Source organism: Sinorhizobium kostiense (assembly GCF_017874595.1).
GTDB classification, from domain to species: domain Bacteria; phylum Pseudomonadota; class Alphaproteobacteria; order Rhizobiales; family Rhizobiaceae; genus Sinorhizobium; species Sinorhizobium kostiense.
Map to the genome: position 1 here is coordinate 1,114,824 of NZ_JAGILA010000001.1, position 25,847 is coordinate 1,140,670.

General features: G+C 62.7%; 21 protein-coding genes. 8 read left to right on the forward strand and 13 right to left on the reverse strand.

Annotation, left to right across the window (positions count from 1 at the left end; all coding sequences use genetic code 11):
- Positions 1–5 precede the first annotated feature (5 nt).
- Positions 6–1,481, reverse strand: a complete 1,476-nt coding sequence (locus J2Z31_RS05000; protein WP_209600755.1) for a M81 family metallopeptidase — start codon at positions 1,479–1,481, stop codon at positions 6–8.
- 20 nt (positions 1,482–1,501) lie between these two features.
- Complete coding sequence (locus J2Z31_RS05005) at positions 1,502–1,990, reverse strand: hypothetical protein (RefSeq protein WP_209600756.1); 489 nt, start codon at positions 1,988–1,990, stop codon at positions 1,502–1,504.
- Positions 1,991–2,212: 222 nt separating this feature from the next.
- Here J2Z31_RS05005 and J2Z31_RS05010 point away from each other — a divergent pair, with 222 nt between their 5' ends.
- Genes J2Z31_RS05010 through J2Z31_RS05025 form a run of 4 tightly spaced genes read left to right on the forward strand, consistent with a single transcriptional unit; the run spans position 2,213 to position 7,257 of the window.
- Positions 2,213–3,076 carry a MurR/RpiR family transcriptional regulator gene (locus tag J2Z31_RS05010; protein ID WP_209600757.1) on the forward strand — a complete coding sequence of 288 codons (864 nt, stop codon included), beginning with the start codon at positions 2,213–2,215 and terminating at the stop codon, positions 3,074–3,076.
- 1 nt (position 3,077) lies between these two features.
- Positions 3,078–3,872, forward strand: coding sequence for an SDR family oxidoreductase (locus J2Z31_RS05015; RefSeq protein WP_328243187.1), 795 nt, complete (start codon positions 3,078–3,080; stop codon positions 3,870–3,872).
- 22 nt (positions 3,873–3,894) lie between these two features.
- The gene (locus tag J2Z31_RS05020) at positions 3,895–5,814 is read left to right on the forward strand and encodes a beta-N-acetylhexosaminidase (protein WP_209600758.1); all 1,920 of its coding nucleotides are present in this window, start codon (positions 3,895–3,897) and stop codon (positions 5,812–5,814) included.
- A gap of 9 nt (positions 5,815–5,823) precedes the next feature.
- Complete coding sequence (locus J2Z31_RS05025; RefSeq protein ID WP_209600759.1) at positions 5,824–7,257, forward strand: M81 family metallopeptidase; 1,434 nt, start codon at positions 5,824–5,826, stop codon at positions 7,255–7,257.
- A 146-nt stretch (positions 7,258–7,403) separates the two neighbouring features.
- On the opposite strand, the gene hutU is transcribed toward J2Z31_RS05025, so the two are convergent.
- From hutU to phnC, 11 genes are all read right to left on the reverse strand, one after another.
- On the reverse strand, positions 7,404–9,077 hold the full coding sequence (hutU, locus tag J2Z31_RS05030) for a urocanate hydratase (RefSeq protein ID WP_209601073.1): 1,674 nt from the start codon (positions 9,075–9,077) through the stop codon (positions 7,404–7,406).
- A 2-nt stretch (positions 9,078–9,079) separates the two neighbouring features.
- A complete protein-coding gene (gene hutG, locus J2Z31_RS05035; RefSeq protein WP_209600760.1) occupies positions 9,080–9,895 on the reverse strand; it encodes an N-formylglutamate deformylase in 816 nt (271 codons plus the stop codon).
- A gap of 1 nt (position 9,896) precedes the next feature.
- Entirely contained in the window at positions 9,897–11,432 is a 1,536-nt protein-coding gene (gene hutH / locus J2Z31_RS05040) for a histidine ammonia-lyase (protein ID WP_209600761.1), read from the reverse strand.
- The gene (gene hutI / locus J2Z31_RS05045; RefSeq protein ID WP_209600762.1) at positions 11,429–12,676 is read right to left on the reverse strand and encodes an imidazolonepropionase; all 1,248 of its coding nucleotides are present in this window, start codon (positions 12,674–12,676) and stop codon (positions 11,429–11,431) included. Before hutI ends, hutH begins: the two co-directional genes overlap by 4 nt.
- A gap of 221 nt (positions 12,677–12,897) precedes the next feature.
- A complete protein-coding gene (gene phnN, locus J2Z31_RS05050) occupies positions 12,898–13,485 on the reverse strand; it encodes a phosphonate metabolism protein/1,5-bisphosphokinase (PRPP-forming) PhnN (protein WP_209600763.1) in 588 nt (195 codons plus the stop codon).
- On the reverse strand, positions 13,482–14,621 hold the full coding sequence (locus J2Z31_RS05055) for an alpha-D-ribose 1-methylphosphonate 5-triphosphate diphosphatase (RefSeq protein ID WP_209600764.1): 1,140 nt from the start codon (positions 14,619–14,621) through the stop codon (positions 13,482–13,484). Before J2Z31_RS05055 ends, phnN begins: the two co-directional genes overlap by 4 nt.
- Before the next feature lies 1 nt (position 14,622).
- Positions 14,623–15,330, reverse strand: a complete 708-nt coding sequence (locus J2Z31_RS05060) for a DUF1045 domain-containing protein (RefSeq protein ID WP_209600765.1) — start codon at positions 15,328–15,330, stop codon at positions 14,623–14,625.
- Positions 15,331–15,454: 124 nt separating this feature from the next.
- On the reverse strand, positions 15,455–16,972 hold the full coding sequence (gene phnE, locus J2Z31_RS05065; RefSeq protein WP_209600766.1) for a phosphonate ABC transporter, permease protein PhnE: 1,518 nt from the start codon (positions 16,970–16,972) through the stop codon (positions 15,455–15,457).
- A 12-nt stretch (positions 16,973–16,984) separates the two neighbouring features.
- Positions 16,985–17,947, reverse strand: coding sequence for a phosphonate ABC transporter, permease protein PhnE (gene phnE, locus J2Z31_RS05070; protein ID WP_209600767.1), 963 nt, complete (start codon positions 17,945–17,947; stop codon positions 16,985–16,987).
- Between the two features lie 170 nt (positions 17,948–18,117).
- Positions 18,118–19,023, reverse strand: coding sequence for a phosphonate ABC transporter substrate-binding protein (phnD, locus tag J2Z31_RS05075; protein WP_209600768.1), 906 nt, complete (start codon positions 19,021–19,023; stop codon positions 18,118–18,120).
- Between the two features lie 75 nt (positions 19,024–19,098).
- Positions 19,099–19,941, reverse strand: coding sequence for a phosphonate ABC transporter ATP-binding protein (gene phnC, locus J2Z31_RS05080; protein WP_209600769.1), 843 nt, complete (start codon positions 19,939–19,941; stop codon positions 19,099–19,101).
- A 319-nt stretch (positions 19,942–20,260) separates the two neighbouring features.
- On the opposite strand from phnC, the gene J2Z31_RS05085 reads away from it, so the two are divergent.
- The 4 genes from J2Z31_RS05085 (at position 20,261) to J2Z31_RS05100 (ending at position 25,664) form a co-directional block, all read left to right on the forward strand.
- Positions 20,261–21,448: an acyl-CoA dehydrogenase gene (locus J2Z31_RS05085; protein WP_209600770.1), complete on the forward strand. Its 1,188-nt coding sequence runs from the start codon at positions 20,261–20,263 to the stop codon at positions 21,446–21,448.
- 11 nt (positions 21,449–21,459) lie between these two features.
- Positions 21,460–22,647 (forward strand): CaiB/BaiF CoA transferase family protein, encoded by a 1,188-nt coding sequence (locus J2Z31_RS05090; RefSeq protein WP_209600771.1) that lies wholly within the window; start codon positions 21,460–21,462, stop codon positions 22,645–22,647.
- A gap of 212 nt (positions 22,648–22,859) precedes the next feature.
- Positions 22,860–23,639: a CDP-alcohol phosphatidyltransferase family protein gene (locus J2Z31_RS05095; RefSeq protein WP_209600772.1), complete on the forward strand. Its 780-nt coding sequence runs from the start codon at positions 22,860–22,862 to the stop codon at positions 23,637–23,639.
- Positions 23,640–23,921: 282 nt separating this feature from the next.
- Positions 23,922–25,664 (forward strand): sulfatase-like hydrolase/transferase, encoded by a 1,743-nt coding sequence (locus tag J2Z31_RS05100; protein WP_209600773.1) that lies wholly within the window; start codon positions 23,922–23,924, stop codon positions 25,662–25,664.
- Positions 25,665–25,847 lie beyond the last annotated feature (183 nt).

The following is a 25,847-nucleotide window of genomic DNA, read 5'->3' on the forward strand; positions in this document are numbered from 1 at the left end:
GCCAATCAAGCCGCGCCTCGCTCCGGCGCATGCGGATCGTTCACGATCGGCCAGATGTTGTGGGGTGCACGCCGGTAGGGTGTCTTCTTCGGATCTTTGGGATAAGGGGTTCCTGCCGAGCAGTAGATGATCTTCGACGCGATCTTCGAGAATGAGGCGTAGAAATGATTCGTCGACTTGATGACGAGGATCTTCTTCGACAGCGGGTCGATGCCCATGATCGTGAAAAGGCTTGGGTCAAAGCTCTGGGCGCGCGTTGAATTGAGAATGATGTCGATGCCGCAATGGCGGATGTGAGCTGCGTCGCCAAAAGGAGCGAAGCTCTCGCCGAAGCGCATTTGCGCATCGCGAACGAGCCGCACGATTTTGATAATCCCGTCAATCGGATTGCCTGTGCCCGGAGCGGACTTCGCGCCGAAGCGCAGCGGGATCTCCGCCCCTTCGCCGGCCGCAATGCAGATCTGCACGGCCATCGGATCCCAGATAGTCCCGATTGCGGCATTGGTGACTTTGTTGGCGATGAGTTGCTGCAGCACCACGGTAGCATCGCCCGCAGTGCCACCCCCCGGATTGTCCCACATGTCCGCGATCACCACCGGGCCGGCGGGCGCGGCAATTGCCTCCGCGACGGCCTGCCGCTCGTCGATTTCCGGCATCCGAAACGTGCCGCGTCGGGCGAAGAGCTCCAGGCCGAGTTCCCTGGCAAGCTCCTCACCCTTTTCCGGACGGCCGTTGGTGACCGCAACCATTTTCGTACCCATCTCCGGGACGTCGCCGGCCATGAAGCCGTGCACCACCGAAAGCGACAGCACGTCGGGATCGTCCCTCTCGATCTGCATGATTTTGTCGACGAAGCTGCGCATCGGTTCGCGCGATGTCGGGAAGACATCGATCATACGGCAGTCAAACACCGACATCACCGGCCGGACGCGGCCTTCAAGCGTGTCGACCGCGATCCGCCAAAGGTCCTCGGCCCGGTCGACGAAGTCGGTATGGGGAAACTCCTTGAAGAAGACGAAGAAATCGGCCGCCGCGACGCGCTTTTCCGTCAAGTGGCTGTGCGGATCGAGTTCGGCGCAGACAAGCACGTCGGGGCCGACGATATCGCGCACGTGGGCGAGAAGGTCGCCTTCGGTGTCCTCGTAGCCCTCCGCCACCATCGCGCCGTGGAGTCCGAGGACGACGGCATCGACAGGCATCGCCTCGCGCAATTGCCCGAGGATCTCATCGCGCAGTGTCTCGTAGGTCCGGCGGTTGACGAGTCCGGCCGGGTCCGCCCAGGCGGCCGTGCCCTCGATCAACCGCCAACCCTTTTCCGTCGCGACGCGCCGCCCCACGGTGATCGGCGCGGTACAGAGCGTGGGCGTCTTCGGATGTTTGCCGGGCGGCGCATAGAGCGAAGCTTCAAAGGCGCGCCTGTCGATGCAGATAGGAGAAAAGGTATTCGTTTCAGTCGCCAGGGCTGCCGTGAAGATCCGCAATGCCGTCGCCTTCCCCGCGCTCAATTTCCCATGGGGTTCGGCAGATAGCCGGTGAAACCGCAGATTTTCCACCGACCCTCATGCTTCCGGCAATAATAGACCGTCTGCCACTTCATGACATCGATCTGGCCGTCCGCCTTCCTGAGGCTGCCATCGAACTTCTTGCGGGCGAGCGCGAGGTCACCGTTGATCTCGACGTCCTCCAGCGTCGTGGTGGCAAAGATCGCCGCGCGCGCATCCTCGGCAAAGGATTGGCCCGCGAAGTCGCGCGCCTGGCGCAGCCACTCGTCGCGGTAGGCGGCAAGCGATGGAAAGCTGAGCCGCCACTGATCGGGATTTGCCTCACGTCTGCCATCTATGCCGATGAAGCCCTCCTCGATGAAATCCCCTGCAACGGTTGCCCAGTCGGCGGCCAGGAAAGCGTCGATGTCACGCCTGACCAACATCTCCCAGATCGAATGCCGGTCGCCGTCGCCCGGTGGAAATGGATTCTGCAGCGGATCGCGCACGTGTTTGCCCCCGTTCTGAAATTCTTTTCATGGAACGCGCTTTTCTCTGGCCAAATTCCGCTTTATGTGGTGATTTGTCAACGAAAAGTGAAAATAATTTGCATCGCAATGTCTTCGCGGGGAAGGAGGGGGGGCATTGATGCAAGGCGCATCCGCCCCATGCGCCTGCCTGCGGATGATAGCACGTCGTTGCGTGATGCTCTGAGGAGAGTGGCCGTTCAAATGGACATATTCGCAACCTTGCTGCAGGAAAAGGAGCGGCTGTCCCAGTCGGAGAGCCGTATCGCCGATATCCTGCTCAACGATTTTGAATTCGCGGTCAACGCATCGATCATCGAACTCGCCGGCAAGGCGGATGTCTCGCCGCCGACGGTGACGCGCTTCTGCCGGCGGCTCGGCTGCGAGAGCTTTTCCGATTTCAAGGTGCAGCTTGCCCGCACCGCCTATGTCGGCATGCGTTACCTGAAGCCCGAACCGAAGAGCCAGGAGCCGGTCGACGTTGCACGGGACATCATCGACAAGGCGCAGAATGCTCTATTTCTGCTCCACCGGTCGCTCGACCTCGCCGCGATCGAGCAAGCGGCAGACAGGCTTGCTGCGGCGGGAATGGTTTATGCCTTCGGCTCCGGCGGCAATTCCTCGATGATCGCCGGCGAGTTGCAGAACCGGCTCTTCCGGCTGGGACTGCGTATCACGTCCAGTTCAGACCACGGCATGCAGCTCATGCTGGCGGCAGCGGCGAAACAAGACGACGTCATCATCGGCTCTTCCTTTTCGGGGCGCAATGCGGAGCTCGTGCGTGCCCTCACGCTTGCCCGCGAGGCAAAGGTGCCGACGATCGCGCTGACCCAGAGCGGCAGTCCGGTGGCTGAGGCAGCCGATATCGCCGTTCCCGTCGATCTGCCGGAGGGCAACAACATCTATCGTCCGACATCCACGCGCATCGCCTATCTGGCGCTGGTCGACATCCTCGCCAGTCTCGTCGCTTACCGGGTTCAGCCGCAGGCGACCGCGACGCTTCGGCGCATAAAGCAGCAGCTGGTGGTGCACAGGGACGGCGACGATCGCCAGCTACTTGGGGACTGACGTGGCACAGGAAATCTCGTCACGAAACTCTGTCGCAATCATCACCGGAGCCGCCGGCGATATCGGCGGCGCCATAGCGAGGCGGTTGGGCGAGGACCACGAGGTGGTCCTGCTCGTCGACATCGACGGCGACGCCGCCGCCAGGGTCGCGCAGGATCTCGGCGGAGAGGATCGTTTCACCGGGGTTGCCTGCGACGTGACCGATGCCGCGAGCGTGGAGGCGATGGCGGCGACGGCTGCCCAGCTTGGCGTGGTGCGCACGCTCGTCAACAATGCGGGCGGTGCGTGTGCCGCCAGCCTTCACGAGGCGACGCCGGAGACCTGGCGCCTCGATAGCGCCCTCAACCTCGAAGCCGCTTTCCTCTGCTTCCGGGCGGTCGAGGCGGCGCTGAAGGAAAGCCGTGGGGCTGTTATCAACATCGCCTCGGTCAACGGCATCGGTGTCTTCGGCCATCCGGCCTATAGCGCCGCCAAGGCCGGGCTCCTGCACCTCACACGCCTCATTGCCGTCGAATACGGCAAGTTCGGCATCCGCGCCAATGCGGTGGCGCCCGGCACCGTCCGCACGCAGGCCTGGGAAGCGCGCGCTGCAGCCAACCCGCAGGTCTTCGAGGAAGCAAAGCGCTGGTATCCGCTCAAGCGCATCGTCGACGCGGAAGACGTCGCCAATGCCGTTCATTTCCTGGCAAGTCCCAAAGCGAGCGCCATTACCGGCGTTTGCCTGCCGGTCGACTGCGGGCTAACCGCAGGCCAGTCCGAACTCGCCCGCACCTTTTCGCAATCCGGCCATTATTGACCGATCCTTTTGGAGAATGCCGATGCAGCCTGTTGCCTATCGCCTGGAATCTGCCTGGCAGCCGGATGGCGGCCCGAACGGATGCTTCACCTTCACGCTTTTCAATCTGTCTGAGGCACCGCTCAGAGAGTTTCGCCTCGTCTACACCTCGCTCACCCGCGTCATCGATGCGGATGCCTGCAAGAACGCGACGTTCCTGCGCCGCAACGCCAATTTCCATGAATTCGCTCCGCCCGAGGGCCTGACGCTTCAGCCCGGCGAAGGATGGAGTTTCACAGTCGGCGGACTGCATCGCCAGGCGAGACATTGCACCGACGGCGCAAAATCGGCCTACATCACGCTCTCGGACGGCCGCCACCTACCGGTGGCGATATCCGATCTTCTCCTCGAAGGAGAGACCAGTGAACCGCCAGCCGTGCGCTTGCTGGCGGGCAGGCTCAATCTTCCCTTCGCCCTGCAGCCCTGGCCGGCAATGATCGACGCCCTGCCGGGCGAGGGCCTGCCGGTCGTGCTCTATCCGGCGGAACGTAGTCGCCCGGAGGATGTGCGGGCGGCTTCCGAAGTGCTTGCGCTGTTTCATCGGCTTTTTCCCGGGTCGCATGCACCTTTCAGTCTCATGCCGTCAGGGCAGGGACGGCCGATCGTCTTCGCCAAAAACGGCGACCTCGAGCCGGAGGGTTACGAGCTTCATTTCTCCAGCGGGGAGATCCGGCTCGATTACGCGTCCTCGGCCGGCCGGCAATATGGGCTTACAACGCTGGCGCAGCTTCTCCACGGCGCCCGAACCGATTCCTCGAAATTCCGCTTTCTCGCCTCAGGGAGCATTTCCGATCGGCCCCGCTATGGCTGGCGCGGCTGCCATCTCGACGTGTCGCGGCAGTTCTATCCGACTGCCGACGTCATGCGTCTGATCGACGTACTTGCCTGGTTCAAGCTCAACATTTTCCATTGGCACCTGACGGACGACGAAGCCTGGCGGCTGGAAATCAAGGCCTATCCGACGCTGACGACGCTTGGCGTGTTGCGCGGTCCAGACGAGCCGCTTTTACCGCAGCTCGGCAATGGCGCCGAACCGGTCGGTGGCTTCTACAGCCAGGATGAGGTCAAGGCGATCGTCGCCCATGCGGCGGGGCTCCATGTCGAGGTGGTTCCCGAGATCGATATCCCGGGTCACAGCACTGCGGCACTCGTCGCCCTCCCGCAACTTGCGGACGGGCAGGAAGCGCCGGAAAGCTATCATTCGGTGCAGGGTTACCCCAACAATGCGCTCAACCCCGCGGTCCCGCTGACCTATGAGTTCCTGGAAAAGGTCTTCGACGAGCTGGTCGAGCTGTTTCCGAGCCGATATGTTCATATCGGCGGCGACGAAGTGGCCGACGGATCGTGGCTCGCCTCCCCATTGGCACGCAGACTGATGGAAGAGGAGGGCCTTTCCGGCACCTTCGCGCTGCAATCCTATCTGCTGAATAAGGTGAAGCAGATGCTGACGGCGCGCGGCCGCATGCTCGTCGGCTGGAACGAGGTCGCCCATGGCGGCGGCGTCGGTGCGGAGGGCACGCTCCTGATGGCTTGGGAAAATCCTAAGGTCGGGATCGAACTGGCGCGCGAGGGCTACGACGTCGTGATGACGCCGGGCCAGGCCTATTATCTCGACATGGCGCAGGCGGACGCCTGGCAGGAGCCAGGCGCGAGCTGGGCCGGAACGGCGACCCCGGCCCACACCTATGCCTATGAGGCGGAGGGCGAGTTTCCGGAAGAGCTGAAGAGCCGCCTGAAGGGCGTTCAGGCCTGTATCTGGTCCGAGCATTTCCTGTCGCGTGACTACTTCAACCACCTCGTCTTCCCGCGTCTGCCCGCCATCGCCGAGGCGGCCTGGACACCCGCGGAGAAGAAGGACTGGTTGCGTTTCGCGGCAATCGCGCCCTTGAGCCCGATGCTCTGAGGTGACCCCATGCGGATCGCCGTCGGTGGAATCCATACCGAATGCAGTACCTATTCGCGGGTCCTCATGACGGCCGAGGATTTTCGCGTGCTGAGGGGAGATGAACTGCTACGGTCTGACTATTTCAGCTTTCTCTCTGCCGATGGCGTCGTGCATCTACCGCTGCTCCACGCTCGGGCGGTCCCGGGCGGGCCGGTATCGCGGCCGACCTATGACGTCTTCAAGGCGGAGTTTCTGGAAAGACTTGAGGCCGCCCTGCCCATCGACGGCCTTTATCTGGCCATGCACGGTGCCATCAAGGTGGATGGCATGGACGATACGGAAGGGGACTGGATTTCCGCCGCTCGCGCCATCATCGGGCCGGATTGCCCGATTGCCATCAGCTACGACCTGCACGGAAATGTGAGCCAGCGGGTCATCGATAACATCGATATCTTCGCCGCCTATCGCACGGCGCCGCATATCGACACCCGCGAGACAATGGTGCGTGCCTGGTCCATGCTCGTCGAGGCGTTACAAACCGGAAGGCGTCTCGGCGTCGCCTGGGCGCCCGTGCCGGTGCTCCTGCCCGGCGAGCGCACTTCGACGGAGGATGAGCCGGCGGCAGGACTTTATCGCTCACTGCCGGAAGTCGATCGGCGCCCCGGAATTCTCGATGCCAACCTGATGGTCGGCTATGTCTGGGCGGACGAACCGCGGGTGACCGCCTGCGCCGTGGTGACCGGCTCGGACAAGGCCGCAGCCTCGAAAGCGGCCGAAGAAATCGCCTCAAGCTATTGGGATGCGCGGGAAAACTTTCGCTTTGGACCGGTGACCGGCGCGCTGGACGCGATGCTCGACATCGCCGAACGGGCAGCGAGCCGGCCCGTCATCCTCGCCGATTCCGGAGACAACCCGACCGGCGGCGGTGTCGGCGACAGGGCCGACGTCTTGAAGGCGCTTCTTGCCCGCGGCTGGCGTGATGCGCTCGTCGCAGGCATTGCCGATCGCCCAGCCACCGAAGCCTGTTTCGCGGCCGGTGAGGGCGCGAGGCTCCCTCTGCGGATCGGCGGTAGCCTCGATCCCTCGGGCGAAGTGGTGGAGGTCACGGCTGAAGTCGTGCGCCTTGACGATCCGGGGCCGGCCTTGGAACGGCAGGCCGTCATTCGCGTCGACCACATGTTGATCGTGCTTTCGGCGCGGCGCCGCCCCTATCACTGTCTGAAGGATTTCAGTCGTCTCGGACTCGATCCGACGGCGGTACGGCTACTCGTCGTCAAGTCCGGCTATCTTTCTCCGGAACTGGCCCCGATCGCCAATCCGAACCTGATGGCGCTGACCGACGGCGCCGTCAACCAGGACATCGAGAACCTTTCGAGCGAGCGTCGGCGACGCCCGATCTTCCCCTTCGACCGCGAGTTCGACTTCGTGCCGGAGGCTCGGGTCTCGGCGCGGTGGAACTAGTGGAATCAGAAACCAGAGGCAGTGGTAAATACGGCGCCCGGTGACCGACGCTCCCCCTCTGGCCGGTCCACCCTCAGCAGCTGCTGCGGAGGACGGGCAGGCCAGAAGGGGTGATGCGGCCACTTCCGATCCCAACTTCCGGCCGATCAATTCCCGAGGATGCCCGGCAGGCGCAGACGCTGTTCCCTGGCGCAATCGAGAGCGATGTCATAGCCCGCATCGGCGTGGCGCATGACGCCGGTGGCGGGATCGTTCCATAGTACCCGCTCGATGCGCCGGGCGGCGTCATCGGTGCCGTCGCAGCAGATCACCATGCCGGAGTGCTGGGAAAAGCCCATGCCGACGCCGCCGCCATGGTGCAGCGAGACCCAGGTGGCGCCCGAGGCGGTGTTGAGCAGCGCGTTCAGGAGCGGCCAATCGGAGACCGCATCCGAGCCGTCCTTCATCGCTTCCGTCTCGCGGTTCGGCGAGGCGACGGAGCCCGAATCGAGATGGTCGCGGCCGATGACGACAGGCGCCTTCAGTTCGCCGCTCCTGACCATCTCGTTGAAGGCGAGGCCGAGGCGATGGCGGTCGCCGAGCCCGACCCAGCAGATGCGTGCCGGCAGTCCCTGGAAGGCGATGCGCTCCCGCGCCATGTCCAGCCAGTTGTGCAGGTGCTCGTTGTCCGGCAAGAGCTCCTTGACCTTCTGGTCCGTCTTGAAGATATCCTCCGGGTCGCCGGAAAGGGCTGCCCAGCGGAAGGGGCCGATGCCCTTGCAGAAGAGCGGGCGAATATAGGCGGGCACGAAGCCGGGAAAGTCGAAGGCGCGTTCGAGCCCTTCGTCCTTTGCCACCTGGCGGATGTTGTTGCCATAGTCGAGCGTCGGAATGCCTGCATCCCAGAAGGCGAGCATGGCTTCGACATGATCGCGCATCGAGGCGCGCGCAGCCTTTTCGACTGCCTTCGGGTCGCTCTCGCGCCTGGCCTTCCATTCGGCGATCGTCCAGCCTTTCGGCAGATAACCGTTGATCGGATCGTGCGCCGAGGTCTGATCGGTGACGATATCGGGGCGGATGCCGCGCCGGACCATCTCGGGCAGGACTTCCGAGGCGTTGCCGAGCAGTCCAACCGACTTGGCTTCGCCGGTCTCGGTCCAGCGCTCGATCATCGCCATCGCCTCTTCGAGCGTCTCCGCCTTCTCGTCGAGATAGCGGGTACGCAGGCGGAAATCGATCGAGTCCGGATTGCATTCGACTGCAAGGCAGCAGGCGCCCGCCATCACGGCCGCGAGCGGCTGGGCGCCGCCCATGCCGCCGAGACCGCCGGTCAGAATCCACTTGCCTTTGAGATTGCCGCCATAGTGCTGGCGACCGGCCTCGGCGAAGGTCTCGTAGGTGCCCTGCACGATGCCCTGCGTGCCGATATAGATCCAGGAGCCGGCCGTCATCTGGCCGTACATGGCGAGGCCCCGCTTGTCCAGTTCGTTGAAATGATCCCAGTTTGCCCAATGCGGCACGAGGTTGGAATTGGCGATCAAGACGCGCGGAGCGTCCTTGTGGGTGCGGAAGACGCCGACCGGCTTGCCGGACTGGACGAGCAGGGTCTCGTCGTCGTTCAAGTCCGTGAGCGTGGCGACGATCCGGTCGAAATCCGCCCAGGTGCGGGCGGCACGGCCGATGCCGCCGTAAACGACGAGTTCGTGCGGATTCTCGGCGACCTCCGGGTCGAGATTGTTCATCAGCATGCGCAGCGGCGCCTCCGTCAGCCAGCTCTTTGCGTTGAGCTCGGTTCCGCGCGGGCTGCGCACTTCGCGGATATTGTGGCGCGGATTGTTCATGTTCATGCCTCACTCCCTGTCAGTTTGAGGTCGAATGCTTTTGTTTCAATGGCTTGCAGGATGTTGCTCAGATGGCTGCGAAGCCTTTCGGCCTTTGCGGCGTCCAAGGCGAAGGGCGGCGCTTCCGACGCGAGATAGGTGGACTGCGCAAGCTCCATCTGGATCGCGTGCACGCCGCTTTCCGGTCGGCCATAGTGGCGGGTGGTCCAGCCCCCTTTGAAGCGCCCATTCAGGACATGGCTGTAACCTTCTGCTTTTGCCGCAATTTCCAAGGTCGACTGCTCAATGGACTGGGAGCAGGTCCTGCCCATATCCGTGCCGATGTTGAAGTCCGGCAGTTTGCCGTCGAAGAGGAAAGGAATATGCGAGCGGATCGAATGGCAGTCATAGAGGACGGCGACGCCATGGATCGCCTTGACGCGCACGATCTCGGCGGAAAGCGCCGCATGATAAGGCGCGTGGAAGTCGCGAAGCCTGGCGGCGATATCGGCTTCGGTCGGCCCTTCGTCCTCGTTCCAGATCGGCGCGCCGTCGAAATCGGTCTGCGGTATGAGGCCGGTCGTGTTCTGACCAGGATACAGGCTGACGCCTTCCGGATCGCGGTTGGCGTCGATCACATAGCGATGGAAGGTCGCGCGGACGGTCGTCGCATGCGGCAGCAGGCCTTCATAGAGTTCGTGGATGTGCCAATCGGTGTCGGCAAGCAGCCGGCCGTTGCCGTTCAGCCGCAGCCAGATCGGGGGCGGCACGTCCGTCCCCGTGTGCGGAAAGGCGAGGATGACCGGCGAGGTGCCTCGCCGGACTTCGAAAACGGCCATGTCAGTTCTCCAGCTTCGGCAGGATGCCGTCGGAGACGGCGGCAGCAAGCCGCCCGGAGGCGATGAGTACGCCTGCGGCCTTGAGGTCGTCGGCCATGTAGCGATCCTCCTCGATCGTCGGTGCCACGGCGCGCACTATTGCTGCGGCCTTCTGCAGTTCCGGGCTGGTTGTCAGCGGTGCGCGGAACTCGATGCCCTGGACCGCGGCCAGTGCCTCGATGCCGATGATCGAGAAGAGATTGTCGGTCATCTGCAGGAGACGGCGGGCGCCATGGCAGGCCATCGATACGTGGTCTTCCTGGTTGGCGGAGGTCGGCGTCGAATCGACCGAGGCCGGATGCGAGAGCTGCTTGTTCTCCGACATCAGCGCGGCGGAGGTGACTTCGGCGATCATCAGCCCTGAATTGAGCCCGGGTTTTTTCGCCAGGAAAGCCGGCAAGCCGTAGCTCAGCGCCGGGTCGACGAGAAGGGCGATGCGGCGCTGTGAGATCGCGCCGATCTCGCAGACCGCAAGCGCGATCTGGTCGGCGGCGAAAGCGACCGGTTCGGCGTGGAAATTGCCGCCGGAGACGACGGAATTGTCGGAAAGCACAAGCGGATTGTCGGTGACCGCATTGGCCTCGACAGTCAGCGTGGCGGCGACCGAGCGCAGGAGATCGAGGCAGGCGCCGTCGACCTGCGGCTGGCAGCGAATGCAATAGGGGTCCTGCACCCGCTCGTCGCCTTCGATGTGACTCTGTCGGATCGCGGATCCTTCGAGCAGCCGGCGAAGGGCAGCGGCCGTGTCGATCTGGCCGCGATGCCCCCGCAGCGTGTGGATATCGGGATGGAAGGGAGCCGACGACCCCATGGCCGCATCGGTCGAAAGCGCGCCGGTGATCAGGGTGGCTTGCGCCGCGCGATGGGCGCGGAAGAGACCGGCGAGCGCCAGAGCGGTCGAAACCTGGGTGCCGTTGATCAACGCCAGGCCTTCCTTGGCGGCGAAAATCACCGGCGAGAGCCCGGCTGCGCTCAGCGCTGCCGTCGCCGTCATGCGCTCGCCGCCGAAGAAGGCTTCGCCATGCCCCATCATCACGGCTGCCATGTGGGCGAGCGGCGCGAGATCTCCCGAGGCGCCGACCGAGCCCTTTTCGGGGATCAACGGAATGACACCTTTTTCCAGCATCGCCTCGATCAGCCGGATGACCTCGAGACGTACGCCGGAGGCGCCGCGGCCGAGCGAGATCAGCTTTAAAGCCATGATCAGCCGCACGATGTCTTCCGAGAGCGGCTGGCCGACGCCGCAGCAATGCGAAAGGATCAGGTTGCGTTGCAAGGTCGAGACATCGGCGCTGTCGATCTTGATCGAGGCGAGTTTGCCGAAGCCGGTATTGATGCCGTAGACGGGCGCATCGCCCGCAACGATCTCGGCGATCCGCTCCGCCGCCTTGCTGATGCCGGCATCGAAGGCGGGGTCGAGGCGGGCTGGCTCGCCGGTCCAATAGATCGTCTCCAGGTCCTTGAGCGGTACCGAACCGGGTGTCAGAACAATGGTCATCGCGAAATCCTTTCGCCCTTGAAAATCCGCTCATGGAGGGGGTTGAAGCCGATGCGGTAGATCAATTCCGCCGGTTCATCGATGTTCCAGATCGCGAGGTCCGCCGATTTGCCCGCTTCGATCGTGCCAGTCTCGCCAAGGATGCCGAGCGCGCGCGCCGCCTCCCGCGTGACGCCTGCGAGGCATTCCTCCACCGTCAGCCGGAAGAGGGTCGCCGCCATGTTCATCGTCAAGAGCAGCGAGGTCAGCGGTGACGTACCCGGATTGCAGTCCGTGGCGATGGCGATGCGTGTGCCGGCGGCCCGCAGCGCTTCGACGGGCGGCAATTGCGTCTCGCGCAGGGTGTAAAAGGCTCCGGGAAGGAGGACGGCGACCGTACCGGCCTTTGCCATGGCGTCAGCGCCTTCGGCATCGAGATATTCGAGATGATCCGCCGAGAGCGCATTATAGGACGCCGCGAGTCTGGCGCCGCCGAGATCGGAAAGCTGTTCGGCATGGAGCTTGACCGGCAGCCCGAGCGCCTTCGCCTCATCGAAAACACGCGCAATTTCGGCCGGCGAGAAGGCGATGCCCTCGCAAAAGCCGTCAACCGCATCGATCAAGCCTTCGGAATGCGCCTCCGCGAGACCGGGCAGGACGACCTCCTCGATGTAATCGACATTCCGCCCCTTATAAGCCGGTGGCGTGGCATGGGCCGCGAGGTAACTGGTGATGATACGTACCGGGCGGCGTTGCTCCAACTGCCGCGCCGCCCGCAGCATTTTCAGCTCCGCATCGATATTGAGGCCGTAGCCAGATTTCACCTCGATGGTGGAGGCGCCTTCGTATAGGAGCGCGTCGAGCCTCGGGAGTGCCGAATCGACCAGCTCATCGACGGAGAGGGCGTTGGTGACCTTGACGGTCGAGGCGATACCGCCGCCTGCGCGGGCGATCTCCTCGTAGGACGCCCCTTCGAGGCGCAGTTGGAACTCCCGCGCGCGGTTGCCACCGTGGACGATATGCGTGTGGCAGTCGATCAGCGCGGGCGTCATCCAGCGGCCCTCGCAGTCGATCACTTCATCAGCCTTGGAAATTTCCGACGGCAATTCGTTCTCAACGCCGGCATAAACGATCCGGCCTTCGCGTACCGCGACGGCCCCGTTTTCGATGATGCCGAGCGGACCCAGCTCCTCGCGAAGCGAGGCAATCCGCACATTGCGCCAGAGGCTGGTTCCTTTCGCGCTGGCGATTTCGGTTTTGCTCATCCGTTGCGCTCCCTGCTAACATATGTATATACATAATAGAGCCAATGGCAAGGGAAAATGGCAGGACTTTACCAGAGAGGTAACGCGGCGCGGGCTCCGAGCCAGAAAGACAGGAATGAAAAAAGCCCCGGCCAATGGGCCAGGGCCACGAAGCAAAGTCTGACGGGGCGCCGATTCGAGTGCCCGCCGCTGGCCGGACGCGACGGTCCCGGGCGAAAGGATCACGCGGCGTGGTGGGACTTCTCGCAGCAGCGCTCCACAAGCGCGATGAACCGGTTCCCGGCAATATCGAGCCGACCGCTATTGTCGATCGCCGTTACATCCGCCTCGGTGATGATCTCCGGCGTTTGGCGCGTCAGGCGGCGCAGCACATCCTCCTCGCTTTCACGCCCGCGCTCGGCCAGACGCCTGGCGAGAACGGCGGGCTCGGCAGTGATGAGCGCCACGGTAATTGCGCCGAATGCGGCGCGAAAAGCCGGCAGGGCCGTGCGGCTGCCGTTGACGATTGCCGTCATGCCGCTTTCGACCTTGGCGGCGATTTCACGAGGAACGCCATAGCTCAGCCCATGCGCTTGCCATGAAACGGCAAACGCCCCTTCTTGGCGCATGGCTTCGAATTCTGCTGCCGACACGCTTTCGTGCACCTCGCCGCCGGCATCCGACGGACGCGTGATCACCCGGCGGACGAAGAGGATGTCGGGCCGATGCGCGAAATGCCGGGCGGCAAAGCCCATGACGCTATCCTTGCCGGCCCCGCTCGGGCCGACGACGACGATAAGAGCTCCGCCTGATCCTTTCGCTGCCATCATGCGACACGTCTCCCTTCGCGCCAGACCGAGCGTACGACCGGTATGCCTTCCCGTCGATGCACCCGCGCGATGTCGGCGCGCAGTCCAACGGCGATCCGGCCGCGGTCATCAAGGCCGACGGTGCGCGCCGGCGTTGCCGTCACCATTGCGATTGCCATCGGCAGGTCGATCGGCTCGACTTCGTCGGCGAGCACGAACGGCGCATGGATCAGGCTGAACGGAACGTAATCCGATGACAGGACGTCGAGCACGCCGCGCTCGGCGAGGTCGCGAGCGGCGATGTTGCCGGAATGCGACTTGCCACGCACGATGTTCGGAGCGCCCATCAGGACGCTTAAGCCGGCGCGGTGGGACGCTTCCGCCGCCTCGAAGCTCGTCGGGAACTCCGCCAGGCGGACGCCGTAGCCGATCGATTCCTCCACATGGTCGATCGTCGCGTCGTCGTGGCTTGCAACGGTGATGCCACGCTCGGCGCAGGCCTTGGCGAGTGCCGTGCGATGCGGCGCCGCATAACGGGCGGAGAGCGCCTGCTGGCGCTCGACGAAGGCGGCGAAGGCTTCGTCCGACAGGCCGCGCTTGGTCTTGTAGTAGAGGGTGTATTGCTCCATCGTCTGGAACTGGCGCTGCCCGGGCGCGTGATCCATCAGCGAGACAAGCCGAACCTGCGCATCATTGTGGAAATCCTCGTATTGATCGAGCACGTCGGCGGTCGAGACCTCGCAACGCAGGTGGATCAGGTGGTCGGCGCGCAGTCGGCCCTCCTCCTTGGCCTGCATCAAGGCATCGGCCATGCTGCGCATCTCGCCCTTCGGAAAGCCGTTGTCCTCGTCGGTGCCCAGGCGCAGGCAATCGAACACGGTGGTGATACCGGAGGTGACGACCTGCGCGTCGTGCGCCTGGATGGCGGCGATCTTCAGCCAGCGAACGCCCGGGCGCGGCGAATAGTGGGATTCCAGATGGTCGGTGTGGAGCTCGATCAGCCCCGGCAGGAGATAATCGCCTTCGAAGTCCTCGCCGGTGCGGCTCACCCCTTCCGAAACATCGGCAATCCTGCCGTCGCGGATCAGCACCGAACCGTCGACGATGCGGTCTTCAAGAACGATCCGGGCATTGGTCAGAACCTGTTCATTGCTCATGTCATGCGATCTTTCGTGTGGATGTGCCGCCAAGCGGCAGCAGGGAATGAACGGTGAAGGGCGCGCCGCGGCCGGGCTCATGGAAGAGCGCGACCGTTTCGACGACAAGCGGCTTGCCGATGAAATCGGCAAAGGCGTGTTCAAGCGTCTCACGGACAAGGCCCTGCATTTCCTCAGGGACCGGACCGGTCAGCGTCAGGTGGAACTGGAACTCCTCGAAGACATAGGGATAGCCCCAGCTGGTGAGATAGTCCCTCTGGCGCTCCGTCAGTCTCTCGGGATTGCGGCGGGCAATGTCCGTTTCCGAAAGCGGCGCCCGCAACGGTTCGAAGCGGCGGACCGCCTGCGCTGCCAAGCCGTCGAGGTCAGGACAGTCCCAGGAGGGGACGAGTGCGAAGAACGGACCGAGTTGCTGAAGTGTGATTTCTGGGACCGTGAAGGGTTCGATCTCGGCAGCGAATTCGTCGAGTGCCGCGATCAACTCGGCTTCGCTGCGGCCGGGCGCCAGCGCGAAGGGTGCCTTCAACGTGCCGTGGAATCCGTATCGGCGCGGTTCGGCCGTCAACGCCAGCTGTTGTTCCGGTGGCAGCTGGGAGGTCTCCGGCCATGCGAGGGCGCCGCCAGTGAAGGCATCCCGCCCGAGCCAATGGGAGGCTGTCACCGACAGCCGGTCATCGGCCGGCGGTGCGAAAAAGATTGCGTAGCGCACGGGTCCTGCTTTCTTCGTCAGCGACCCGCCGCCCCGGTGGGTCGATTGTTTGGGGTGATATGCGCAGCTAGCCGATTTGCGTGACAACATCGTGATGGCATCCCGCAAAAATGCGAACGGGATATCACTGTACCTTGCGTCCCATAAGCCGTGACCGGCACGCGTTGGAGATGCTGTCGAAAATGAAGACAACCATCAAGATCAAAAGCACCATATAGGCGACATTTTCCCAATCGGAATTGGTGCGCATCGCCTCCCACAGCTTCAAGCCGATGCCGCCGGCCCCGACGGCGCCGATGATCGTGGCCGAACGCGTATTGGATTCCCAGAAATAGAGCGCCTGGCTGGCAAAGACAGGCAAGACCTGCGGCAATACGCCGAAGCGCTGCACCGCGATCGGCGCCGCACCGACGGACTTCACGCCTTCGCGCTGCTTGTCGTCGATGTTTTCGAGCGCCTCGGAATAGAGTTTGCCGAGCGTGCCCGTGTCCGTGAAGAAGATCGCCGAGATGCCCGCAAGCGGACCCGGCCCGAAGGCGCGGGTGAAAAAGAGCGCCCAGATGAACATGTCCACCGAGCGCAGGAAGTCGAAGAAGCGCTTGATGGCCTGGTTGGCGATGCCGCTCGGCGTGATGTTGCGGGCGGCAAGAAAGCAGAGTGGGAAGGCCGCCAGAGATGCGAATAACGTCCCGACGAAGGCCATGACAATCGTCTGCAGGAGCTTGGTCCAGACGTCGAGATGCTGCCACTCCGCATTGTAGAGGATGTTGTTCCACGCAAGTGCAAGATTTGAGCGGTGCGGGTCGATTCTTTCACCAAAGAGCATCAGCGACGCGACCTCGCCGTAGGACTTGCCGAAAAACGGCGAGTTGGCGTCGAAGAGGAAATTCGCCCAGCCGAAGAAGCGATTGCGGATCGAGACCTCGTCACCCTCCACCTCCGCCCAGCCGGTGAGGCCAAAGGACAAGATGATCTTTTCGCCCGGTCGTTTCTGCGTCGCCCATTGGGGTAGGGGGCCTAGCGGCGTGACGGCGGCGCCGCCGTCGACCGTCATCCTGAAAGTCTCGCCGGCGTGGCTTGCCGTTACCAGCTTGTCGGCGACTTCGATCCGCGTCAATCGGTCATAGATGACAACGGCGCGCGTCACGATCTCTTCCGTGCGGCTTTGGTTCAGGGTCGGCCGCGGCGCCGGTTCTGCCGTTTTGCCGAGCGCTGCTCGCGGCGCCATGAAGCTGAAGGAGGAATTCGCCTTCGGCTTCTCGACCTTGTCCGCCGCCGGCAGCTCGATTGTCCGGGTGACGGTATGCCTTTCGAGCGAGACCCATTTCGGAGCCGGATTCTTGCCCAGCGGCGAATTGCGCTGATACGAAACGCTCATCGCGCCATCGGGGGCAATTTCGATATCGGGCCGGATTTCGTAGGAGACCCAGTCGGCAAGATAAGTGCCGGCGATGCCCCAATTGGCGGTGGCAAGCACGTGGCCGATCGAGAAAAACCACCAACTGAACACGAGATAGGCCACCACACCGATGCCGATCAGAAGTGGCTTCAACCGCTTCTCGGAGGAGGACCTCAGAAGATGCGGGTGGCGGGCCGCGATCGCTTCCATTTCGAGGACGCTGGGCTTTGTCGAGGCGATCATGATCCGCTCCTCTTACCGGTCAAACGCAAAGGCCTGATCGCCGGCGAGGCGGCGACGCAGCCAGGCGGAAAACTGGTCGACGGCGATGATCGTCGTTAAGAGCAGCATGACGATCGCCAGCGTTTTCGCTGGATGGTTCTGGCCGATCGACAGGCGCAAAAGTTCGCCGATGCCGCCACCGCCGACTGCCCCGATAATCGTCGAGGCACGCACGTTGATCTCGAGGCGCAGCAGGAAATAGCTGGTGAAATTCGGCAGGACCTGCGGAACGATGCCGAACCAGACGCGCTCGAGCCAGTTGCCACCGACGGCACGCAGGCCCTCCTCGGGCTTCATGTCGGCATTCTCGACCACCTCGAAGAACATCTTGCCCAGCGCTCCGATCGTATGGATCGAAACGGCAGCGATCGCGGGGATCGGGCCGAGCGACAGGATCGCCAGGAAAAAGCCGGCGATCACCACCTCAGGAAAGGCGCGCAGCACTTCCATCATCCGCCGCGCGGCTCCGCGGATCCACGGATTGGGCATGAGATTGCGCGCGGCGACAAAGCACAGAATGAAGCCGAAGAAGGCGCCGATCGCGGTCGAAAAGATGGCGATATTCACCGTCTCCAGCATCTTGTGGAAATATTCCGGCACATAAATGCCATCGGTCAGATACAGCCGCCCATCCGGGTAATTGTATTTGAAGCTGCCGTCATTATAGGGTGAGGGCAGATCGAAGAGGGCGCGCGGGATCTCCATCAGTTCGCGTGGCATCAGGTCGCCGAAGAAGTCGAAGAGATGCGGCAGGCGATCGAAGAACTTCCCGGCATTCGACGCGTTGGCAAACCAGAGTGATGCAAAGAGCGTGAATGCAAGCAGCGCGACACCGAGCGCGGTGTACATGCGCCGCCGGGCACTGAGCTCTTGCCAGTGACGCTCGACGAGTGCGCCGCTCTCGCTCAACGGCTTGGACAGCATGGAAGTGGCCATCGGAATTCCGGCGGGACCGGCCTCTCTGAGCATCGGCAATCAGGCGAGACAGCCCGGACTCGCGCGAATGCGGCAAATCAATAGATGTGGCGGTGACGCAAATGGCAGCGCCGCCATGCGAGCGAACGCCGGCTGCGGCAGCAGCCGGCGTCAGGACGTTCAAATGACGATCAGCCGCCGATCGTGGCCTTGCGGGCGTCGATGATCGGCTTATAGAAGTCGCTGTTGACTTCGACGTAGCCTGTGAAGTCACCGCCCTGGATGGCGGAGAAGCAGGCGGCGTCGGTCTTCGGCAGGTCCATCATGAACTGCTTGAACTTCGCCTTCATGTCGTCGTTCATCGAGGAGCGGACGACGACCGGGCCGTTCGGGATCAGCGGCGAACGCCAGAGTTCGACCAACTCGTTCATGTCGAGAATGCCCTTCTCGACCATCTTGTGCAGATTGCCCGAGGTGTAGCCGTCCTTGAATTCGCCAACGCCGGAGCCGAAGGTCGTGCCGGCGTCGAAGTTGCCCTTCAGGACTTCTAGCACGAGGTTCTCGTGGCCGCCGCCGAAGCCGGATTCTCCAAAGAATTCCTTGACCGGTGCGCCGATGGCTTCCGGCAGGGTGACGAGCGGAACGAGGTAGCCAGAGGTCGAGTCCGGGTCGGCGAAGCCGAGCTTCTTGCCCTTGAGGTCCTCGAGCTTGGTGATGCCGGAGTCCTTGCGGGCGACCATGATCGAATGGTAGCCGGTCGAACCGTCGGTCTGGACGGTTGTCAGGATCGGCTCGACCGCGTTGGCATTGGCGAGATAGATCTTGGCGTAGCCGGAAGCTCCGAGCTCAGCATAGTCGAGCGTGCCGCCGAGCAGGCCCTGGATGACGCCGTCATAGTCGGCCGCCGGAAAAAGCGAGACCTTTTCGACGCCAATGGCCGCGGGAAGCTTGTCGACGAGGCATTGAAAGTTGCGCAGGCGGTCGGCTTCGTTTTCGCCGCCGAGGATGCCGATACGGAATTCCTTGAGATCTTCGGCCTGGGCATGGCCGATAAGGGCAAGAAGCGCAACGGCGCCGAGAAGGGATTTCTTCAACATGAGGTTCGTCTCCCGTTTTTGCGAATGTGCAGAGATTTGGGCGCCCTTGACGCGGGCATTCGATCGCGGCGGGCCTCAGAGGCCGGCCAGTGCCAGCGGCTTCAAGCTGGCCGATGCCGTTTGTTCCTGCGGAACGGCCGCGGGAATGTTGATGGTTGTCGAGGTCATCGATTCCTCGATGGCGGTGTCGGCGCCGTAGATCTCGGCAACGGCGGCGGCCGTCAGGTTCTTCGGTTGGCCGTCGAAGACGACGCGGCCATGGGCCATGCCGATGATGCGCTCGCAATAGTTGCGTGCCGTATCGAGCGTATGCAGATTGGTGATGACCGTTATGCCGTCGCGTTCGTTGATGTCGCGCAGCGCGTCCATGACGATCTTGGCGTTGAGCGGATCGAGCGACGCGATCGGCTCATCCGCGAGCAGCACCTTCGGCTGCTGCATCAGGGCGCGGGCGATCGCGACGCGCTGCTGCTGACCGCCGGAAAGCGTGCCGGCAAGCTGCAGCGCCGTCTGTTCGATACCGAGCCGCTCGAGCGCACCGACCGCCATGATCCGCTCCTCGCGGCTGAACATGTTGAGGACGCTCGAAATCGTAGAGCGGTGATTGAGCCGGCCGAGCAGCACGTTGGTGAGCACGTCGAGCCGCGGCACGAGGTTGAACTGCTGGAAGATCATGGCGCAATCGCGTTGCCAGTTGCGCAATGCCGCGCCCTTCAGCGACGAGACCTTCACGCCGGAAAATTCGATCTCGCCCGAAGAGGGATCGACAAGGCGGTTGATCATGCGCAGAAGCGTCGATTTGCCGGCGCCGGAGCGGCCGATGATGCCGACCATTTGTCCCGGAGGGATGTCGAACGTCACCGAACTGACCGCGGTCTTCTTGCCGAACTGACGGGTCACATCCCTCAGGTGAAACATGGGGCAGGGTCCTCTCTGCGAGACCGATAAATATGACAGCTGCCATATCCGCCCTTCGTGAAGGTCAAATGTCAGTTTGTTGTAGGTTCTGTTACACCTCACAGTCAGACGGGCACGGCCGCTATCACAGCGGGAATCACGTTCATGCGTTGCTACTTTCGCAAGCGGCGAGGGTAGCAAGTTCCCGGTTCCAACTCGAAGACCGTGCTGATTGGTCGACTCATGCATCAGGCGCATCAGCCAGTGCCTCAATTTCGTTTGAAACGCTGCCGCCCGCTTGCGATAACGCGCAAGCATGGGAATACGACGGGAGATAGACATGGCCGGCAAAAGCCAATTCCAATGGGACGATCCCTTCCTCATCGAGGATCAACTGACCGAAGACGAGCGGATGATCCGCGATACGGCGCGTGCCTATGCCCAGGAAAACTTGCAGCCGCGTGTGATCGAAGCCTACCGGGAGGAAAAGACCGATCCGGCGATCTTCCGCGAGATGGGCGATCTCGGACTGCTCGGCGTTACCGTCCCCGATACTTATGGTGGGGTCGGCGCTTCCTATGTCGCCTACGGCCTTGTTGCTCGCGAGGTCGAGCGTGTCGATTCCGGCTATCGGTCGATGATGAGCGTGCAGTCCTCGCTCGTGATCTATCCCATCTTCGCTTACGGTTCGGAGGCGCAGAAGCAGAAATATCTGCCGAAGCTGATCAGCGGCGAGTGGATCGGCTGCTTCGGCTTGACGGAGCCCGATGCCGGCTCCGATCCGGCGGGCATGAAGACGAGGGCGGTGAAAACCGACGGCGGTTACCGCCTGATCGGCTCCAAGATGTGGATTTCCAATGCGCCGATCGCCGACGTCTTCGTCGTTTGGGCGAAGTCGGAGGCGGATGGCAACGCCATTCGCGGCTTCGTCATCGAGAAGGGGCTCAAGGGTCTTTCTGCGCCGAAGATCGCCGGCAAGCTTTCGTTGCGCGCCTCGATCACCGGCGAGATCGTTCTCGACAACGTGGAGGTCGGCGACGAGGCGCTGCTGCCGAATGTCGAGGGGCTGAAGGGACCCTTCGGCTGCCTCAACCGCGCCCGCTACGGTATTTCCTGGGGCGCACTCGGTGCGGCGGAATTCTGCTGGCACGCGGCGCGGCAATATGGCCTCGACCGCAAGCAGTTCGACCGCCCGCTCGCCCAGACGCAGCTTTTCCAGAAGAAACTTGCGGACATGCAGACCGAGATCGCCCTCGGGCTGCAGGGTTCGCTGCGTGTCGGCCGGCTGATGGACGAGGGCCGAATGGCCCCGGAGATGATCTCGATCGTCAAGCGCAACAATTGCGGCAAGGCGCTCGATATCGCCAGAATGGCTCGTGACATGCACGGCGGCAACGGTATTTCCGAAGAGTACCAGGTCATGCGCCATATGCTGAACCTGGAGACCGTCAATACCTATGAGGGCACCCACGACGTTCATGCGCTGATTCTTGGCCGCGCCCAGACCGGGCTGCAGGCCTTCTTCTGAGCGAGGCGACGATGGAAGCGCCTCTGAAAGGGATAAGGGTCCTCGAACTCGCACGCATTCTCGCCGGCCCCTGGATCGGCCAGACGCTCGCCGATCTCGGCGCCGATGTCATCAAGGTCGAAAGCCCAGCTGGCGATGACACCCGCAGTTGGGGGCCGCCCTTCGTTGAAGGAAAAGGCGGCGAGAAGCTCGACGCGGCCTATTTCCATGCCTGCAATCGCGGCAAGCGTTCGGTCGTCCTCGATTTCACGAAGGAGGAGGGGCGGGAGGCCGTGCGCCGGCTTGCGGCACAGTCCGATGTTCTACTCGAAAATTTCAAGGTCGGGGGGCTCGCCAAATACGGCCTCGATTATCAGAGCCTGAAGAAGCTCAATCCGCGGCTGGTCTACTGTTCCGTCACAGGGTTCGGGCAGGATGGCCCCTATGCGAGCCGCGCCGGCTACGACTACATCATCCAGGGCATGAGCGGCATCATGGACCTCACGGGCGAGCCGGACCGCGAGCCGCAGAAGATCGGCGTCGCCTTTGCCGATATCTTCACCGGGCTCTATGGCGTCATCGCGGTGCAGGCGGCGCTCGCTGAACGCGAGCGCACGGGCGAGGGTCAGCACATCGACATGGCGCTACTCGACTGCATGACCGGGGTGCTTGCCAACCAGGCGCTGAATTTCCTCGTCTCGGGTAGGGCACCGCGCAGGCTCGGCAACGCCCATCCGAATATCGCCCCCTATCAGGTGTTCCCGACCGCCGACGGCCACCTGATCGTCGCCGTCGGCAACGACCGGCAGTTCGTCAAGTTTTGCGAACTGCTCGGGCGGCCCGATCTCGCAGCCGACGAGCGTTACCGGACCAATGCCGGCCGCGTGCAGCACCGCGACAATCTTGCCCCGGAGCTCGCCTTCGAAACGGCAAAGTTCGAGCGGGATGCGCTGCTGGCGGAGCTCGAGGCAGCCGGCGTGCCGGGTGGCCCGATCAACACCGTCTCAGACGTCTTCGCCGATCCGCAGATTCTTCACCGACAGATGCGTATCGAGACGCCGCACACCGGCGCGGCATCCGGCACCTCACCCGGGGTTCGCACGCCCATCCGCTTCTCCGGCGCCTCGCTGGCGCTTGATCGCGGAGTCCCGCGGCTCGGCGAACACACGGCCGAGGTGCTGGCGGAAATCGGGATGGCTGTTCCGGCGGAACAGGGGTAAGGTCGATCCACTCTCCGTCTTGTTCTCGGTCGCATGATAACGCGAATTCATCGCCAGATGGGCGAGGGATACCTCATCTTCGCCGAAGCTAAGTCCATTTCGTTAATTGACCGCGGAAGCTTGACACCGTCTCATAGGAGTTCGCGCAGAGGGTAGTCGGCACATCCGGGCTGGATGGTCGCCGATCATTGTCAGGGCGGAGGAGGCATTCCATGGTTGCTTGGCGCTCGTTGCATGGACAGGAGAATTCTCCCCGAATAGCCCGGCTGTTGCCGAATGCAGTCACGGCGCTGGCGCTTTGCTCGGGGCTGATCTCGGTCCGGTTTTCGGTTGACGGTGCATACGATTATGCGCTGGTCGCGATCGTCACCTCGGCAATCCTCGACGGCCTCGATGGCCGGCTCGCCCGACGCCTTCATGCGTCGTCGCGCTTTGGAGCCGAATTCGACAGCCTCGCCGACTTCCTCAGTTTTGGCGTCGCGCCCATCGTGCTTCTGTTCTTCTGGGCCGGCGATGCGATAACCGGTCCGATAAGCCTGTGCCTGATGGTGTTCGCCCTTGCCTCGGCCATACGCCTGGCTCGCTTCACCGCGCAATCCGACGTGGAAATAGCGGCTTGGAGGAAGGCTTACTTTACCGGCATGCCGACACCCGCAGCCGCGCTGGCCGTCCTGTTGCCGGTCTCGTTGACGATGCCGACGCCAGGCGCCCTGCAGTGGATGGGTTTGCATGCGCTGCTTATCGCCCTTCTGATGGTGTCGAGAGTCCCGACCTTCTCAGGGAAGAACTGGGTTCTTCCATTCAGATCATCGCGCGCTGGCGTTCTCGCAGCCATTGCCGTGCTGGCGGTAGCCTTGGTCCTGTATCCGCGCGAATTCCTGGTGACCTTTACGGTCCTATATCTCTCCTCGATTCCGATCAGTTGCCTCAGTTTTCGGCACGACCAGAGGGTTCACGAGGACGTTCCAGTCAGCGAAAGCGCCGGACTTTAGAGCATTCTTGCGGTAACTGGAATCACCCGACATCGCACAGGTACGGAGCTGATCCCGCTCTAGCGCGGGATCAGGAAAACTGCGCGCGCTTGTCAATCCGAAACAGTCGCGCTGAAGGTGTTCCGTTCCCTCGTTCTCCTACGTCTAATCGACGCCCGATCTCCACTCCTTCGGGGGAGCCATCCTCCATTGTGACAACTTTATGAATGCCTAACCGGCAATAGAATCGGCGCCGGTCCAAGGGACCATGAGCGGCAAGTCTTCGCAATAACGGGGGCGCTGATGACGAGGCATAACATCAGTCTTGCTCTGAAATGTGGGCTGTTGCTCACATTGATCGTTCTCACCAACCAGGGCGTGGCGGAACGCCTGCGAGTGATGCTTTCCGACCAGCGGCTGTTGAGCCTCGTAATCTTCAGTCTGGTCTGGCTTGTTTCGCTGGCCGCCGCGCTGGCTGCCGCCTTTCAGCCCCGTCTCTTCGTTCGGCTTCTCTGGGCCATCCCTCTGGCCAGCTCGAGTGCTGCTGCCTACGGCTACTATCTGGTACAAGGATCCGAGTTCTACATATTCGACATGCTGAATTTTTGGGCGGCTCGCCATGAAATGCAAAGGGCGTCAGAGTTCTATTCGGATGCGGTCTGGTCCGCCCTCTCCGTTTTCGTATTAGGCATAGTGGCAATTGCGATGCCTCCCGCCATCGGCCCGTGGCGCATGCGCATGACCCGCTACTGGTCGCCCTGGCTGCCCATGCTGCCGGTTCTCCTCATAGCAGGCGTCGTCATTGCCCGGGACGGCAAAGGCTCCCAAGGGATGCCGATGCAGTTCGCTCCGCTTTCGTTGGTTGCTGTCGCGGCCTACAAGATCAACACGGGCGTATACGAGGAGCGACACGCCGTTTCGATGACAGCGGGCCCGCCATTGGCGCGTGCCGTGGTGTTAGTCGTCGATGAGAGCATCCGCTCCGATTTCGTGAGCCTAAAACCTGGAAATACGATTACTCCGGAGTTGGCCACCCTTCGCGACCGTTTGATCGACTTCAGTCCAGCGGTATCGAGCGGCAATTGCTCGCACCTGTCGAACGCTCTGCTTCGGTTCATGGTTGATCGCCGTAATCTTGTCCGCTCTGTCCACACGAGCCCGACGGTTTGGCAATACGCCAAGAAGGCGGGTTTCCGCACGGTTTTTATCGATGCACAGCCGAGAAGCCACTTCGACGCCGTCAATGGCAAACTCCAAAACTACATGACTCCCGCCGAGGCGATGTTGATCGATCGGTTCTACAAGTTCGACGGCACATTGCCGCTGCATGCCGTCGATGACGAACTCGTCCGCATCGCCCTGGAGGAAATGAGCGGCGGCGACCCTGTTTTCATCTATGCAAACAAGAATGGCGCGCATTTCCCATACAGCGACGGATCGCCTGAGGGCCTTCCCTCCGACCACGCAGCCGGGGCGGATACACGCGGCTTCACGGCGGAACTCCAGAGTTATGCGAAGGCTGTCCGCTGGTCGACCGATCGGCCAATCTCCCGATTGATCCGCGATACGGATGGGAGCGACGCGACGATTATCTATACGTCCGATCACGGGCAGAACTTCAGCCCTGGTCGCCTGACGCATTGCACCACTTCCGGAAATGTCGATCCGCAGGAGGCAATCGTGCCGCTGATGGTCGTCTCCGGGAATGCCAAACTCCAAGACCGTTTCCGGGACGTTGCCGACCGATACCGGGGCCACGCAAGCCATTTCGCGATTGCGCCGACCTTGCTCGAGCTAATGGGGTACAAGCCATCCGAGATCGCGACGCGTTACGAAGGTTCGCTGCTGGGATCCCTGGCCTGGAAGCCGCAATTCGTATCCGACGATATTTTCGGCTTGTTCTCAACGCGGCCGGCTTGGCACGAGGCTGACTCGTCGCTACAAGCGCAATATGACTCGCTGGACGATCTCCTAAGTGAGCTCGCGGATACTTCGCCAGCTATCTGCGACGACAGCGCTTCCTGTGAGGCGGCCATCCTCCACTGAAAGAGCGCTCCCTGATCCTGCCGGGGACTGCTGGGGAAAGTGGCACAGGAGCTTGCAGCGCGTTCCAGCTGTTCTCGACCTGGTTCGGGTCGTGTGCTGCCGAGCTACACCACACGGCGGGACAAGACCCTTAGACCTAGCAATTCACATCAAGCTCATTCCGGAGCTCACACGAAGTAGCTC